Raw genomic sequence first — 14,381 nt, 5'->3', positions numbered from 1 at the left:
CTGGATTATGGACCGGGTAGGAGTTATCGGCTACGGGCACATGGGCAGCATGCTGGTGAAGGGTTTCCTCGCGTCCGGCGTGCTCGCCCCCGGCGAGGTCGTGGTGGCATCGAGGAGCCGGGGGAACCTGGACGCCTGCGCCGCCGCATGGCCGGGGATAGCGATCGCCGCGACGAACGCGGACCTCGCCCGGCGGTGCCGCACGATCGTCATCGCCGTCAGGCCGCAGGAGACGATGGGAGTCCTCCGGGAGATCGTGCCGGTGATGGACGGGAGCGAGCATCTCGTCTCGCTTGCCGCCGGGATCGGCCTCCATGACCTCGAGGAGATGTATGCAGGCCCGGTCAGCCGGGTCGTGCCCACGGCCACCTCCGCGGTCGGGGAGGGGACGACGCTGGTCTGCCACGGGCAGTGGGTCGGCACGGACGAGGCTCTCATGGTCGAGAACCTCTTCTCTGCCGTCGGGAGCGTGATGCCCGTCGGGGAGGAGGACCTTGCGGCCGCAACGCTGCTCTCGAGCTGCGGGCCGGCGTTGCTCGCCGCCATCATCGGTGAACTTGCCGGGGCCGCGGCCCGTGCGAGCAGCCTCCCGCCGGACCGGGCGTTGGTGCTCGCGACGGATCTGCTCACGGCCACGGCCGCCTACCTCCGGGAGACCGGCAGGACGCCGGAAGACCTGATAGGAGAGGTCGCGACCCGCGGCGGCGTCACCGAGGTCGGCGTGCAGGGATTCCGCGATCGGCTGCCGGGGGTCTTTGACGGGGTATTCGCGGCCATGCTGGAACGCTACGGGGGGTTGAGGAAGTGATGGAGAGAGCGGGCAGACTTTTAAGTGGTGCAGGGATGATACCTCCGGCAGGTATGAAGATCGTCGTCTCTGTGGAGGATGTCGGGGTTATCGATGCGGTGATGGAGTACAACCCGACGTTCATCGAGATCCGGCTCGACCGGATGGAGGGGGACCTGCAGGAGCAGGTCCGCGCGATCCGCGAGAAGACCGCCGTCCCCCTGATTGCTACCCTGAGAAGCCGGGAGGAAGGAGGCAGGTTCGTCGGCGATGCCGACCTCTGGGTCCGGATCGTCGGGCCGATCGCACGGTATGTCGACTTCGTGGACGTGGAGGCCCGTTACCGGGACCAGGCGCCGTTCATCAAGAGCCAGGGCGTCCAGATCCTCGCATCCCTCCACACGAACGAGATGCCCACGCAGCCTGAACTGGGGAGGATCGAGGAGATGCTCCGGTCCTACGGCGACATCCCCAAGATCGTCGTGAAACCCCGGACCCGCGACGACCTCTTTACACTCATCGCGTTCACCCACCACGCCCAGAAACCCATCTGCACGAGCATCATGGGCGCGGAGTTCCGTTACGCCCGTGCCATCCTGCCGCTCGTGGGGTCGGAGTTCACCTTCTGCCACGCCGGGACCCCGACGGCTGAAGGGCAGTACCATATCAGGGAGATGCGGCAGCTCGCGGATCTGTTGAAGTAATGAGGGTCTCATGATCCTCTTCACCAATGGTCAGGACGATCCCGCATGGCGGGACCGAGGTTCGCACCTCCATCAGCAGTCGGTAAGGAGAAGACGCAAGACCCGGCTCCTGGAACGGGCACGGGAAGTCCATCGCTCGCTGGGCGAAGGGGCCCCTGCCGCAGACCTGATCCGGGAGGATCGCGATGCCCGATAGCGTTGTGCTGGACTCGTGCATCATCGCAGCGATCTTCTTCCCGGAGGGGATCACGGAGAGAGCAATCGAGATCGTGGAGAGCCACGATTGTACCACAGTTGATCTCGCATACGTCGAGGTTGCAAATGTTGCCTGGAAGCGGGTCCCCCCTTTTGGCCAGGACCAAGGCATCATCAGATCCGGGCTGGCCGACTCTCAGGCATTTATCCGGGAGACCTGCCATGTGGTGCCGGCCCGTGACCTGATGCCCGCGGCGTACGATCTGGCATGCAGCCACGGGATCACGGTCTACGACGCTCTCTTTCTTGCCGCCACGGTCCGATGCGGGACCAGCCTGGTGACCGGCGACGGCAGGCTCCACGACGCGGCAAAGAAGGTGGTGACCGCGCAACTGGTTCGTTGAGCACCGGGCCGGGGAGTCCGTCCGGGAGGAAGAGCCGCGAGGTCGGTATCATACATGCGCGACCATAACCTTCCTTTCGCGTGAGACCATGTTGCTCCTGCGCTATGCCTCACGCGAAGCCACGAAGCCGCGAAGCCGCGAAGAATGACGGACGGGACGTCCGGAGTTCGAGCACCGAGAGGTGCGAAGTGCGACGGCCCTTCAGCCCGTCGCACCCAGCCCCCGGTACTTCGCCTGCTCGAGCATCGCATCCATGATCACAAGCGCGAGCATGCACTCCGCGACCGGGACAATCCGCGGCGCGATGCAAGGGTCGTGCCTCCCCCCGACCGAGATCTCCTGCTCCTCTCCGGCGATATCGATGGTCTGCTGGACCCGGCGTATCGAGGGCGTCGGCTTGACGGCAAGCCGGACGACGATCTCCTGGCCGGTGCTGATCCCGCCGAGGACGCCGCCCGCATGGTTGCTTGCAAACCCGGCCTCGCCGATAGGATCGTTCATCTCGCTCCCGAAGAGCCGGGCGGCAGCGAAGCCCTCGCCGATCTCGACGCCCTTCACCGCGCCGATCCCCATCATCGCCCCGGCGATCGCGGCATCGAGTTTCCCGAAGACCGGGTCACCGAGGCCTGCCGGGCATCCGACGGCCCTCACCTCGACGATCCCGCCCACGGAGTCGCCGGCATCGCGGGCGGCGATGATTTCCTCCTCCATCGCTGCCGGCTCCGTCGCGCCGTGGATCTCGACGACCTTCCCCCGGATACTGATGCCGTAAGGCGCAAGGCAGCGAATTGCGACGGCGCCTGCCGCGACCCGCGCAAGGGTCTCCCGGCCAGAACTCCGCCCGCCGCCCCGGTGGTCGCGGAGCCCGTACTTCGCCTGCCAGGTGTAGTCCGCGTGCCCCGGCCGGAAGACGTCCCGGAGAGCGTCGTAGTCCCCCGACCGGACGTCCCGATTCGAGACGACGAGCGCGATCGGGGCGCCGGTCGTCTTCCCCTCGAATGTCCCCGAGAGGATCTCCACCCGGTCGGCTTCCTGCCTCCCGGACTCGAGCGGGCTCTTTCCCGGCCGCCTCCGGTCGAGGTAGGGCTGAATATCCGCCTCCGCGAGGGCGACCCCCGGCGGGCAGCCGTCGACGACCACGCCCACCGCCTTGCCGTGGCTCTCTCCGAACGTGGTGGACCTGAAGTTTCTCCCGAACGTATTCATGCGAGCATCTCCCGAATCAGCGCAGGCGTCACCGCGATCCCGGTGATCAGCCGGAACTGCTCCGCCGCCTGATGTACGAACATCTCCGTGCCGGGTATCGTCTCGCACCCGGCCTCCTTTGCCGCCCTGATGAGGGGCGTCTCCGGCGGCGTGTAGACGAGGTCGAAGACGGTTGTCTTCCGCTCGAGGTCGCAGGGGGCAAGCAGGCTCCGGGTATCGGGCTCCATCCCGACCGGGGTCGTATGCACCACAACATCGGCGTCGCTCCCTCTAAAGTCTTCCAGTGCCCCCCACCGGCACCCAAACCGGTCGGCGAGTTTCTGCGCCGCGTCCGATCTCCGGGCGAGCACCGTCACGTCCATATCGAGCGAGAGGAGGGCATAGACCGCCGCGGCCGCCGCACCCCCGGCGCCGAGGACGACCGCCCTTCCGCCCTGCCGGTGGGCGAGCGGCGAGCGGACACCCAGCCAGTCGGTGTTATGGCCGTATGCCCTTCCGCCGCACCGGACGACGGTGTTCACCGCCCCGATCGCCGCCGCGTGAGAGTCCACCTCGTCGAGGTGGGGGATGACATCGGCCTTGAACGGGATCGTGACCGAGAGCCCTTTTACGGGGAGGAGGGCCGCGAGGCGGAGGATCGTCTCTGCGTCCGGCCACTCGAAGCGGGTGTAGTGGTAGTGCATCTTAAAGTGCGCAAAGAGCCGGTTGTAGAGGAGCGGGCTCTTGCTGTGGGCGCACGGGTTCCCGGCGATGGCGCAGACCCGGAGGTCCGGGTCCCGGTCGAGCAGATCCCGGACGGTCGTAAGCCCGAACCGCTCAAGGAGAGCGTCTCGTTCACGTTTTCGCGTCTTCGCGCCTTCGCGTGCGATCGAATCGCCATCCCCATATTCTTGCTTCACGCGAAGCCGCGAAAGTCGCGAAGGTTTCTCGTCCGGGGAGATGCCGGCCTCCCCCCTGATCTCCTGGAGGATTATATCTGCGATCTCCCGGGGCGGGCGGGTGCCGGCATCGATGCAGGCATCGGCCGCACCGAGGTAGGCGTCCTTCCGCCGGGCAAGGAGCGTCCGCACTTCCTCCTCTTGCGAGAGACCGGTCAGCCCGGGCCGGTCGCTCCCGGCGATCCGGTCGAGGATGACGCCGGGGGCGGCGGAGAGGAGAAAGACCCGGCCGTGCCGCCGGAGATCCGCGATGTTTGCCGGGTCCGTGATCGCCCCCCCGCCGGTGCTGATGACCCCTTCCGCGTCCCGGAGCGACGCGATCGTCTCCCGCTCGAGGGCCCGGAAGCCTGCCTCGCCCTTCTTCCGGAAGATCTCCGGGATCGGCATCCCTGCCCGGCGCTCGACCATCGTATCGGTATCGAGGAACGGCAGTCCGAGGCGATCGGCGAGGATCCTCCCGACCGAGGTCTTCCCGGTCCCGCGGAAGCCGATAAGGGCGATCTTCACAGCAGCCCCTCCGCATAAAGCGCTTCCCAGAAACCGGGGAAGGACTTCTCCACGCATCCGGGGTCCCGGATCGCCATCCCCCCGACCGCGAGGCCGAGGACGGTGAACGCCATCGCCGTCCGGTGGTCGTCGTGCGGGTCGACGGCGACGCCGTGGAGGGGCGCGGGCGTGATCGTGAGGGAGTCCTCCGTGACCTCGACCCCCGCACCCATCCTCCGGAGGGTCTCCGCCGTCACCCCGACGCGGTCGCTCTCCTTGTACTGCAGGTGCGCGGTCCCGGTGATCGTCGTCGGCGACGTTGCGACTGCCGCCACCGCCGCGAGCGTCTGGACGGTGTCGGGGGAGGAGGACATATCCATCTCGATCCCGTGGAGGTCCCCTGTCCGCTCCACCGTCACGGCATCGTCGCCGGCGGTGACAACGCAGCCCATCGCCTCGAGGGCGTCGAGGAACCGGCGGTCCCCCTGGACCGACGTTGGGTTCAAGCCCCTGACCGTGACCTTCCCGCCGCAGACAGCCGCGACCGCGAAGAGGTAGGAGGCCGACGAGTAGTCGCCCTCGACCCGGTAGTCCCGCCCCCGGTAGGCTGCGCCGCTCTCCACCCGGAACCAGTCGTAGCCCCGCCGCTTGAGCCTTGCACCGAACCGGAGCATCACGTCCGCGGTCACGTCGAGGTAGGACCGCGAGGCCGGGGTCGCCGGGAGCGCGAGCTCCACGTCCTCGTCAGCGTAGGGCGCCGCCATCAGGATGGACGAGACGAACTGGCTGCTGATGCTCCCGTCGATCTCCGCCTTCCCGCCCCGGAGCCTGCCGGAGACCCGGATGGGCGGATAGCCGGGCGCACCGGGAAACGCGATCTCGCCGCCGAGTGCCTGGAGCGCACCGGCGAGCGGGCCGACCGGCCGCTCGAGCATCCTCTGGTTCCCCGTCAGCACCACCGGGTGCCGGGAGAGGAGGGCCGCCGAGGTGAGGAGCCGGAGGGTCGTCCCGGAGTTTCCGCAGTCGATGACGACCTCGCCCGCCGCCGGGAAGGTGCCGCCGCACCCGGTGACGGCGATCTCTCCCGGCAGCCACTCGAGCGGCACGCCGAGGCTCTCCAACCCCCGGGCAGTCAGTTCCGTATCGGCCGCCCGGAGCGGCCCTGCGATCCGCGATCTCCCGGAGGCAAGCGCCGCCGCGATCAGGGCCCGGTGGGTGTAACTCTTCGAGGGCGGTGCCTCGAAGGTTGCGTCGACCGGACCTGTCTGCGATACCCTGACGATCATATTCCCGGCACCTCCATCCGTGCGTAACAGCCGAGTTCTTTGACGGTCGTCATCGTTTTGAGTTCCTCCTTTGCCTCATGCCAGCCTTCGGAGACGTTGATATCGATGAAGAAGATGTACCTCCCGATCCCCCGCCGGGACGGCCGCGACTCGATCCGGGTCAGGTTAACCCGGCGTCGGGCGAAGACGCCGAGGATATCGGCGAGGAGTCCGACCCTGTCCGTCTGTGGGTCCACGAGGATGCTGCACTTCGTGCAACCTGCACCCCCGCGGGGGACGGCGGATATCTCCACGAACCGTGTGGTGTTATCCAACCTGTTCTGGATATCCCGAACAGCTATCGGGAGGCCGTAGATCGCTGCCGCCGTCTCCGAGACGACCGCGCCGGCGTTCTCTTCGCGCTGCATGGCGACAGCGCTCGCGGCGTTGCTGCTCGTGTGCACGACCTCGACCCCGAGGCCGTCGAGGAAGATGGAGCACTGCTCGTGCGTCTGCGGGTGAGCGTAGATGACCGAGAGGCGTGACGGCTCCCCCCTGGCCGCGAGGTGGTGCCGGACGGGCATGTAGGCCTCTCCGGTGATGACGACCCCGGACTCCGCGAGCCCCTGGAGCGTCTCTCCCACGCCGCCGGCCTCCGAGTTCTCGATCGGGACGAGCCCGCGGGACGCGCTGCCGGCCACCTGCTCGATGATGGCGCGGATGGTCGGCAGGAGTTCGACCTCGTCACCGTAGAGCCTGACCGCGAGCTCGTGGCTGAACGTCCCGGCCGGGCCGAGGGTCAGGACGGTCATCGGCCCACCGTGTGGTTGATGAGATCGTCCGTCTCTTCCGTCGCGGTGCGGAGGAACGAGGCGTAATGGCCGGCGTTCGCGGCGAAGAACGCCCGGAACCGCTCGTCGTCCCCGGACTCCACGATCTCCCGGAGCGCCCGGACGGCCTCCTCGAAGGCTGCGAGGACCTCCGGGACCGCCGGGTTCATCTGCAGGATATCGCCGTAGAGCCCGGCGTTCTGGGCGAGGAGCCGCCCGACAAACCCCATCTCGATCCGGTAGACGGGGCTCGTGAACGCGAGGGTCTCCCCGACATCGGCGCCGGTCCGGCGGATGGCTTCCGCCTTCGCGAGCGTCCCGAAGTGGGTCAGCCCCTGGATCACCGCCATCATCCGATCGTGGTCTTCGGGTGTCGAGAGGGTGATCGCCGCTCCCTGGTCGCGGAAGACCGAGAGGAGGCCTTTGAGGGTCTCCGGCTTGCACCGGGCCGGGGTCGCGACGATCGTCTGGCCCCGGAGCGATACGGCACCGGGCCCGAACATCGGGTGGAGGCCGATCACCTCCGCGCGCGATTCGAGCATTGCACGGACGGGTTCGGCCTTGAGTGACGTCAGGTCGCAGAAGACCTGCTCCTCCGAGAGGAGCGGGGCGATCTCCCGGATCACCCCGACGGTGGCGCGGATGGGGACCGAGACCATGACGAGGTCCGCCATCTCCGCGACGTCGGGGTTGGTGAGGGGGGTTTTCGTCCCCGAGACGATCACTTCCCAGCCGGCCGCCTCAAAGACCCCGGAGAAGAACCGGCCCATCTGCCCGGTGCCGCCGATGATGCCTGCGAGCATTCTCTTCATTTCTCCCGGATCGTCTCTTTGACGGCGATCCCGAAGTGCCGGCCGCCCTCCGCGATGCTGCCGAGCACTCTGTCGCCGACCGCGAGGGCGGCGACCGATACGGCCGTGCCGTCCTCCCGGACGAGCCGGATCGTCTCGGCGTTCTGGAGGACCAGGCTCACCGTTGCGTCGCCGGCCTTTGCCTCGACGAGGAGGAGCGGGCGGCGCTCGATCTTCACCCTCCCGACGACCGCGTCGTGGGTCGCGCCGGTATGCTCCGCGACGAGGACCTTATCGCCGGCCGCGAGGTCGGCGAGGTAGGCCGTCTTCCCGCCGGGGAGGAGGATGTAGGCGTGGACCGCCCCGGCGTTCACCCGGAAGGGGCGCGGGGCCACGTAGGGGTTCTCCAGGGTCTCGGGGTGGACCATCAGGAACGCCGAGGAGGTGTTGCCGACGAGCATCCCCTCACCGTCCGTGAGGATCGAGCAGGTGTCGACGCAGACCCGGTCACCCATCCCGACGGGGGCGATCCGGGTCACCTCGAACGTGGCGAGCGGGACCTCTGCACCGGCGCCGGCGACCGTCTTTGCGGTCCGCCGGATCTCCGCCGGGTCGTCGGTCGAAAGGAGAATGCCTGCCGTCCCGCGTTCGAGGACGGTCAGGGCGACCGCCGCCTCGTCTGCGTTCGCGACCGCGGCGATGATCCTCTCCGATTGCGCGACGAGGTTCTCGAGCGGGATGACCGTCCAGTCCTCTGTCCGGACGACGGCATAGCCGGTCCGAGAGAGCCGGAGCGCCTCTTCCTCGGATGCCTTGTCGACGATCGCGACCTCGAAGACGTCTTCTCCGGGGACGAGATCGCCGTTCTCCGCGACGGTCGTCACCCGGCCGAGTTCACGCACCCGTTCGGCATCGTCGACGACCAGGACGTCCGCGCCGCTCTCGATCGCGGTCGTCGCGAGGTCCTTTCTCCACGGCCTGATATCGACCCAGAACTGTTTCATCGCTCCGTCCCCAGCGCCTCGGCCGGGCTCGCTTCCTCGTGCACCACCCGGCAGATCGACTGGATGAACCGGGCCGGGTCTTCGCGCTGGAAGGCGTTCCTGCCCATGCAGACGCCCGCCGCGCCCGCCCCGATAGCGTCGCGGATGGTCGCGAGCGTCTCGAGATCGCCTCCCTTCTCGCCGCCGGCGATCATCACCGGGACCGAGCAGGCGGCCGTGATCCGGCGGAACGACTCCGGATCGCCGGTGTAGACGGTCTTGATCAGGTCCGCGCCGAGCTCTTCCGCCACCCGGACGCAGTGCCCGATCGCCTGCGGCGAGGTGGGGTCGATCCCCTTGCCGCGGGGGTAGATCATGATCAGGAGCGGCATCCCCCAGCGGTTGCAGTCCCGCACCACCTCGCCCGCCGATTCGATCATCCGCGATTCGTTGGGCGCGCCGAGGTTGATGTGGATCGAGACCGCATCCGCGCCGAGCGCGACCGCCTCCTCCACGGTGCAGACGATGACCTTATCGTTCGGGTCCGGGTTCATCGAGGTGCTCGCGGAGAGGTGGACGATGAGGCCGATATCCTTTCCGCGCTTCCGGTGCCCTCCCTTCACCATCCCCTTGTGGAGGACGATGGCGTTCGCCCCGCCCTCGCTCACCGCGTTGACGGTCTCGGTCATATCGCGGAGCCCCTCGATCTGGCCCAGGGTGAATCCGTGATCCATCGGAATGATCACGGCACGGCCGGTGTTCCGGTCCATTATCCGCTCGAGGCGGATCTCTTTTCCAATCATCTTCTCACGTCCTCAAAATTTCCATCGCTTCTTCTGCCGACCTGCCTTCGTGGATGATCAGCGCCGCGGCGCGGATCAGCCGGTCGGGAGCCGGGTGCTGGAAGGCGTTCCTCCCGATCGATATCCCTGCGGCGCCTCCCTCCATCGCGCCCTCCACCAGATCGAGGATCGCGCGCTCGTCGGTCTTCGAGCCTCCCGCGACCACGACCGGCACCGGGCACCCTTGCGTCACCTCACGGAATGAGTCCGCGTCGCCCGTGTAGACGGTCTTGACGATATCGGCGCCGAGTTCCGCCGCCACCCGCGCCGAGAGTTTGACGCTCTCGAGGTCGTGCTCGTCGACGACCTTCCTGCCCCGCGGGTACATCATCGCGAGGAGCGGCATCCCCCATTCCATGCACGCGACCGCGACCCTGCCCAGGTCTTCGAGCATCCGTGCCTCGGAGTCGGCCCCGACGTTGATATGCACCGAGACGCCGTCGGCGCCCATCTTCAGGGCGTTCGTGACGGTGTTCACGAGCACCTTGTCGTTCGGGTCGGGGCCGATGCTGGTGCTCGCCGAGAGGTGCATGATCAGGCCCACATCCCGCCCGTGCCCCCTATGCCCGTGGAGCGCAAGCCCCACGTGGCCGATCACCGCGTTCGCTCCCCCCTCGGCGACGAGGTCGATGGTCCTCCCGACGTCGACCAGGCCCGGGATGGGGCCGAGCGTCACGCCGTGGTCGAGCGGCACGATGATGGTCCTGCCGGTGTTCCGATCCATAATACGTTCCAGACGAATCTCTTTTCCTCTCATGATCATAATCCTCCCGGGTTTGGACGGTGCTGTCTTCCGGGAATGTTAAAACCAGGTAAAATACCGGGTAAACTGGCTAAAATAGCGATAGAACGCTGCCGCTCCGCTGTCACGGATGTCGGCGGTCAAAATCTGTGAACTTACGTCTGCGAGGGCGGCTACTCCGTTAACCGAGATAAAAGCGGTCACCGGCGAAAAAACATTCACCACGCATTGTGTATACCGTTATGTGTTATTGTATAAAAGTATGCCGGGTTGCCGCTCAGAACGTGAATCCGGGGCAGGGGATCAGGAAAAGTATGGGAAGGACTTTACTTCCGGCTTTTCTTGAAGGAGATCACGTCGCCGACGGTCATGGTCACCCGTCCCGGCCCGCCGGTGGAGGTGCTGTCGTCGCCTGAGTCGATCAGCCTGATGCCGAGCGCTTTCTCGAGTTTCTTCCGGACGTCGTCCTCGGGGATGAGGTCTCCCTTCTCGATCTTCTTGACCAGGATCTCACGCTCCTTGATCGCGTGGGCGAGGTCGAGCGTGGACCATTCTCTCTCTTCGCGGGCGATCCGGATTTTGTCGGCGTAGTCGTCGACGATCTCGCCCTCCATCAGGTCAAAGACGTCCCTCGGCTTCCTCCGGACCTGCGGGACGGCGACTCCCGGCTTCGTCTGCTGGGCGGCACTCTTTCGTCGCGGTTGCTGGACTTCTGTACCATGTTTTGCGCATCGGGCACAGACACAGAGTTCTGCACCTTCGATCTGGATTGTCTTCGACGGTCCCTGGATAGAAGCACCGCATAGTTCGCACTGCATAAGTCTCGCAAACAACTTTATATTCATTTTACCCTATATAATTATTCGAGGAGACCTATGGGAGATATCGCTCGGCAGGCACCAGAGAAGGATACCGGTGAAGACATCTACCAGTATCTCCTGGAACGGATTACGAACCTCGAAAACCGAAACCTGGAGCTACGCGAGCAGTTCCGCCAGATGGAGTCCGAGAAACGATACATTGAGACGCAGAAGATCCGCTACGAACGCGAGCTGCGGAAACTCAAGAGCGAGATTGAGCAGCTCAGAAGCCCTCCTCTCGTGATCGGGACAGTTACGGACGTTATCGACAACAGCCGGGTGATTGTGCGAAGCAGCGCAGGGCCGCGATTTTTAGTCCGTACATCGCAACTTATCGACCCCGATCTCCTCAAACCGGGGGTCCGGTGCACGCTCAACCAGCAGTCTCTCGCCATCGTGGACGTGCTCCCCACGAGCTACGACGCGCAGATCTACGGCATGGAGCTGGTCGAGTCGCCCGATGAGACCTACGAGAACATCGGCGGCCTCGAGGCGCAGATCGAGGAGGTTCGGGAGGCCGTCGAGCTCCCTCTGACGAAGCCGCACCTCTTTGAGAAGGTCGGGATCTCCCCGCCGAAGGGCGTCCTCCTCTACGGCCCGCCGGGCACGGGGAAGACGCTCCTCGCGCGGGCGGTGGCGCACCAGACGAACGCGCACTTCCTCCGCGTGGTCGGCTCGGAACTGGTCCAGAAGTACATCGGCGAGGGAGCCCGTCTGGTCAGGGAACTCTTCGATCTGGCGAAGCAGAAGTCGCCGTCGATCATCTTCATCGACGAGATCGACGCCATCGGCGCGCACCGGAACGACTCGACGACCTCCGGCGACCGCGAGGTCCAGCGGACGCTGATGCAGCTCCTGGCCGAGATGGACGGCTTTGACAACCGCGGCGACGTCAAGATCATCGCCGCCACGAACCGGATCGATATCCTCGACCGCGCCCTCCTCCGCCCCGGCCGGTTCGACCGGATGATCGAGATCCCGCTCCCCGACCACCTGGGAAGGCTTGCGATCCTGAAGATCCACACCCAGCACATGAGCCTCAGCGAGGACGTCAACCTCGCCGAGGTGGCCCGGCTCACCGAAGGCAAGAACGGCGCCGACCTCCGGGCAATCTGCATGGAGGCGGGGATGTTCGCGATCCGGATGGAGCACGATTCCATCGGTCAGGACGACTTCATGAAGGCGATCGACAAACTCTCGGTGGACTTCGACCGCCACCACTTCCACACCTCCTTCGGCGAGATGTTCGCCTGAAGGCGGGATTTCTTTTTTTCAACGGTTTTCTGAGCCCCGATTCTGCGGAGTTCGACTATCTGCCAAACCGGACCTGCGGGTATCGACACGCACCGCTCCCGTCCCCCCGGTGTTGCTTGAGGAGTGCCGCAGCGCGGGCGCGGGTGGGGGAGACACCTCTCAGAGATCTGGTCGCCTCGTGCTCCCCTGATCACACAGCGAAACCTTTCGGCCTTCACGCGCCGGGCAGCATCACGATCACGCCCCCGGGGCAGACGTAGGAGCAGAGGCCGCACCCGTCGCACCGTTCCCTCTCGATCGTGACCTCTCCACCCGCTATCGAGATGGCATGATACCCCCCGTCGCGGCAGGCCGTCACGCAGCGGCCGCATGACGTACACCGCTCCGGGGATTCTCTGGCTGCAAAACGGCGATCTTCGCGGGAGAGGGCTGCATGCGTTCCTATGCGGGGGAGAGCCCGGCCCCTGAGCGCCCCTACCCCCGAAAAGCCCTTCCCGGCGAGGTATCCCGACAGGCCCGCGTTCATCCCGCGGACGATCCCGGCCCCCTCCCACATCACCGCCGTGCAGACCTGGACCGCCGACGCCCCGGCGGCTATGTACTCCGCAGCGTCCTGCCAGCGGGAGATGCCGCCGATACCCATGAGGGGAACCTGGAGTTCCCGGGCGATCTGCGAGACCACCTTCAGGCCGATCGGCTTCACCGCGGGCCCCGAGTACCCCCCGTAGGTGCTCGACCCCGCAACCGAGGGGCGGGGCTCGAGTGTCTCGAGATCGATGCCCATGAGGCACTGGACTGTGTTGATGGCCGAGAGGATATCCGCCCTGGCCTGGACCGCGGCCTCTGCGGCGGGCAGGATATCCGTCACGTTGGGGGTGAGCTTCACGATCAGGGGGACCGCGGCGACCTTCCGGACCGCCCGGGTCACCCCGCCGACGAGATCGGGATGCTGCCCGATCGCCGCACCGACCCCCCGCTCCGGCATCCCGTGGGGGCAGGAGACGTTCAGCTCGATCGCGTCCGCCCCTGCATCCTGCACGGTCCGGGCAAGGTCCTGCCACTCCCCGGGTTCGGACGAGGCCATGATGCTCGCGATGAGGACCCGGTCCGGGTAGTCTCTCTTGATGGCGGCGATCTCGGCGGTCCAGTAGGCCTCGTCTTTCCTGCTCAGGAGTTCGATGTTCTCGAAACCGAGAAGCTCGGCTTTCTCGTCCTTCCAGGCCGCAAAACGGGGCGAGACGTCTTGGATCTCCATCGTGTCCGGGGTGATGGTCTTCGCGACCGCACCCGCCCAGCCGAGCCGGAACGCGTGCCGGATCTGTTCGCCCGAAGCGGTCGGGGGACCGGAGGCGAGGAGGAACGGGTTCTTGAGCGCGAGCGGGCCTACGGTGGTCTCGAGGGAGGGGTCGGACATAGGGTATCTCCTGATCTGAGCTGTGCCTGACTGCCTTATGAGTTTTATTGCCCGGCAGGCTCCGGATCGGGATTTTGAAGGATGGGGCGTGAGGATGGCCCCCTCGGGGTGCGGCAACGGCGCCTGGGAGTTTCAGTATGGCTCTGCCGTCGGGCAGCGGCGGTCCGGTCCTGCCTGACCTTACCTTGCCGGGTACTCGCTCTCCGTGCACCAGACCTCGAGCACCGTATCCTCAGGCTCCGTCCGGCCGGCATATGCCTCCGGCGTCGCGCCTTCGTCCATCCAGATGGTATCGACCATGTGGTCGGTGGCGATCCGGTAGAGGCAGCGATACCTCCACGGGGATGCGGGCTTCGCGTCCCGCTCGTAGATCTGCCGGGCAAGCCCTGACGAGCAGTAGATACCCTCCCCGGTCTCGAAGAGGACCTCCTCGACGTAGCGCTGGATATACCACCGGAGCTCGGAGGCGAGGGCAAGCGCGCTTCCAAGCGAAGCCGTCCGGATGCGTATACCGTATGCGAGCCTGCTTGGGCGGTAGAAACGAAGAGCCTCCCTGCTGGTCTCGGATTTGAGCAGGGTGGCGTAGAGGTCAACCCCCTCCGGCTGAATGAGGAGGACGTTCATCGCATAGTTGTGGGCGGGAAAGGTCGATAAGGTTTCCTTCGTGACGGGGACGCGCG

General features: G+C 66.3%; 15 protein-coding genes. 4 read left to right on the top strand and 11 right to left on the bottom strand.

Features of this window, described 5'->3' with window-relative positions; all coding sequences use genetic code 11:
- Window positions 1–7: 7 nt before the first annotated feature.
- The 3 genes from F8E02_RS10305 (at window position 8) to F8E02_RS10295 (ending at window position 2,090) form a co-directional block, all read left to right on the top strand.
- Window positions 8–808 carry a pyrroline-5-carboxylate reductase family protein gene (locus F8E02_RS10305; protein WP_317065450.1) on the top strand — a complete coding sequence of 267 codons (801 nt, stop codon included), beginning with the start codon at window positions 8–10 and terminating at the stop codon, window positions 806–808.
- A 53-nt stretch (window positions 809–861) separates the two neighbouring features.
- Window positions 862–1,491, top strand: coding sequence for a type I 3-dehydroquinate dehydratase (locus tag F8E02_RS10300; RefSeq protein WP_317065449.1), 630 nt, complete (start codon window positions 862–864; stop codon window positions 1,489–1,491).
- 185 nt (window positions 1,492–1,676) lie between these two features.
- On the top strand, window positions 1,677–2,090 hold the full coding sequence (locus tag F8E02_RS10295; protein ID WP_317065448.1) for a type II toxin-antitoxin system VapC family toxin: 414 nt from the start codon (window positions 1,677–1,679) through the stop codon (window positions 2,088–2,090).
- A 201-nt stretch (window positions 2,091–2,291) separates the two neighbouring features.
- Here the strand turns inward: F8E02_RS10295 and F8E02_RS10290 are convergent, their stop codons facing one another.
- The 9 genes from F8E02_RS10290 to F8E02_RS10250 form a co-directional block, all read right to left on the bottom strand.
- Window positions 2,292–3,296 carry a chorismate synthase gene (locus F8E02_RS10290; protein ID WP_317065447.1) on the bottom strand — a complete coding sequence of 335 codons (1,005 nt, stop codon included), beginning with the start codon at window positions 3,294–3,296 and terminating at the stop codon, window positions 2,292–2,294.
- Window positions 3,293–4,741 (bottom strand): shikimate dehydrogenase, encoded by a 1,449-nt coding sequence (gene aroE, locus F8E02_RS10285; RefSeq protein WP_317065446.1) that lies wholly within the window; start codon window positions 4,739–4,741, stop codon window positions 3,293–3,295. Before aroE ends, F8E02_RS10290 begins: the two co-directional genes overlap by 4 nt.
- Window positions 4,738–6,006 (bottom strand): 3-phosphoshikimate 1-carboxyvinyltransferase, encoded by a 1,269-nt coding sequence (gene aroA / locus F8E02_RS10280; protein ID WP_317065445.1) that lies wholly within the window; start codon window positions 6,004–6,006, stop codon window positions 4,738–4,740. Before aroA ends, aroE begins: the two co-directional genes overlap by 4 nt.
- A complete protein-coding gene (locus F8E02_RS10275; RefSeq protein ID WP_317065444.1) occupies window positions 6,003–6,797 on the bottom strand; it encodes a prephenate dehydratase in 795 nt (264 codons plus the stop codon). The genes aroA and F8E02_RS10275 overlap by 4 nt, the downstream gene beginning before the upstream one ends.
- On the bottom strand, window positions 6,794–7,618 hold the full coding sequence (locus tag F8E02_RS10270) for a prephenate dehydrogenase/arogenate dehydrogenase family protein (RefSeq protein ID WP_317065443.1): 825 nt from the start codon (window positions 7,616–7,618) through the stop codon (window positions 6,794–6,796). The genes F8E02_RS10275 and F8E02_RS10270 overlap by 4 nt, the downstream gene beginning before the upstream one ends.
- A gap of 5 nt (window positions 7,619–7,623) precedes the next feature.
- Window positions 7,624–8,610, bottom strand: coding sequence for a 3-dehydroquinate synthase II (locus F8E02_RS10265; RefSeq protein ID WP_317065442.1), 987 nt, complete (start codon window positions 8,608–8,610; stop codon window positions 7,624–7,626).
- Window positions 8,607–9,392: a 2-amino-3,7-dideoxy-D-threo-hept-6-ulosonate synthase gene (locus F8E02_RS10260; protein ID WP_317065441.1), complete on the bottom strand. Its 786-nt coding sequence runs from the start codon at window positions 9,390–9,392 to the stop codon at window positions 8,607–8,609. The genes F8E02_RS10265 and F8E02_RS10260 overlap by 4 nt, the downstream gene beginning before the upstream one ends.
- Before the next feature lie 4 nt (window positions 9,393–9,396).
- Window positions 9,397–10,188: a 2-amino-3,7-dideoxy-D-threo-hept-6-ulosonate synthase gene (locus tag F8E02_RS10255; protein WP_317065440.1), complete on the bottom strand. Its 792-nt coding sequence runs from the start codon at window positions 10,186–10,188 to the stop codon at window positions 9,397–9,399.
- 311 nt (window positions 10,189–10,499) lie between these two features.
- On the bottom strand, window positions 10,500–10,991 hold the full coding sequence (locus F8E02_RS10250; RefSeq protein ID WP_317065439.1) for a multiprotein bridging factor aMBF1: 492 nt from the start codon (window positions 10,989–10,991) through the stop codon (window positions 10,500–10,502).
- 57 nt (window positions 10,992–11,048) lie between these two features.
- Between F8E02_RS10250 and F8E02_RS10245 the strand changes: the two genes are divergently transcribed.
- A complete protein-coding gene (locus F8E02_RS10245; RefSeq protein WP_317065438.1) occupies window positions 11,049–12,287 on the top strand; it encodes a proteasome-activating nucleotidase in 1,239 nt (412 codons plus the stop codon).
- A 214-nt stretch (window positions 12,288–12,501) separates the two neighbouring features.
- On the opposite strand, the gene preA is transcribed toward F8E02_RS10245, so the two are convergent.
- Window positions 12,502–13,701 carry an NAD-dependent dihydropyrimidine dehydrogenase subunit PreA gene (gene preA, locus F8E02_RS10240; protein ID WP_317065437.1) on the bottom strand — a complete coding sequence of 400 codons (1,200 nt, stop codon included), beginning with the start codon at window positions 13,699–13,701 and terminating at the stop codon, window positions 12,502–12,504.
- 180 nt (window positions 13,702–13,881) lie between these two features.
- The gene (locus tag F8E02_RS10235; protein WP_317065436.1) at window positions 13,882–14,325 is read right to left on the bottom strand and encodes a DUF5804 family protein; all 444 of its coding nucleotides are present in this window, start codon (window positions 14,323–14,325) and stop codon (window positions 13,882–13,884) included.
- Between the last annotated feature and the right edge of the window lie 56 nt (window positions 14,326–14,381).

This window comes from Methanoculleus caldifontis (assembly GCF_032842345.1).
Lineage (GTDB): Archaea > Halobacteriota > Methanomicrobia > Methanomicrobiales > Methanoculleaceae > Methanoculleus > Methanoculleus caldifontis.
The sequence above is the reverse complement of the archived record's forward strand: the minus strand, read 5'-3'. Positions and strand labels throughout refer to the sequence as shown.

Bases quoted from the DNA above. Each gene is read 5' to 3' on its own strand.
- F8E02_RS10305 (WP_317065450.1), top strand. From the start codon at position 8: ATGGACCGGGTAGGAGTTATCGGCTACGGGCACATGGGCAGCATGCTG.
- F8E02_RS10300 (WP_317065449.1), top strand. From the start codon at position 862: ATGAAGATCGTCGTCTCTGTGGAGGATGTCGGGGTTATCGATGCGGTG.
- F8E02_RS10295 (WP_317065448.1), top strand. From the start codon at position 1,677: ATGCCCGATAGCGTTGTGCTGGACTCGTGCATCATCGCAGCGATCTTC.
- F8E02_RS10290 (WP_317065447.1), bottom strand. From the start codon at position 3,296: ATGAATACGTTCGGGAGAAACTTCAGGTCCACCACGTTCGGAGAGAGC.
- aroA (WP_317065445.1), bottom strand. From the start codon at position 6,006: ATGATCGTCAGGGTATCGCAGACAGGTCCGGTCGACGCAACCTTCGAG.
- F8E02_RS10275 (WP_317065444.1), bottom strand. From the start codon at position 6,797: ATGACCGTCCTGACCCTCGGCCCGGCCGGGACGTTCAGCCACGAGCTC.
- F8E02_RS10270 (WP_317065443.1), bottom strand. From the start codon at position 7,618: ATGCTCGCAGGCATCATCGGCGGCACCGGGCAGATGGGCCGGTTCTTC.
- F8E02_RS10265 (WP_317065442.1), bottom strand. From the start codon at position 8,610: ATGAAACAGTTCTGGGTCGATATCAGGCCGTGGAGAAAGGACCTCGCG.
- F8E02_RS10260 (WP_317065441.1), bottom strand. From the start codon at position 9,392: ATGATTGGAAAAGAGATCCGCCTCGAGCGGATAATGGACCGGAACACC.
- F8E02_RS10255 (WP_317065440.1), bottom strand. From the start codon at position 10,188: ATGAGAGGAAAAGAGATTCGTCTGGAACGTATTATGGATCGGAACACC.
- F8E02_RS10250 (WP_317065439.1), bottom strand. From the start codon at position 10,991: ATGCAGTGCGAACTATGCGGTGCTTCTATCCAGGGACCGTCGAAGACA.
- F8E02_RS10245 (WP_317065438.1), top strand. From the start codon at position 11,049: ATGGGAGATATCGCTCGGCAGGCACCAGAGAAGGATACCGGTGAAGAC.
- preA (WP_317065437.1), bottom strand. From the start codon at position 13,701: ATGTCCGACCCCTCCCTCGAGACCACCGTAGGCCCGCTCGCGCTCAAG.
- F8E02_RS10235 (WP_317065436.1), bottom strand. From the start codon at position 14,325: ATGAACGTCCTCCTCATTCAGCCGGAGGGGGTTGACCTCTACGCCACC.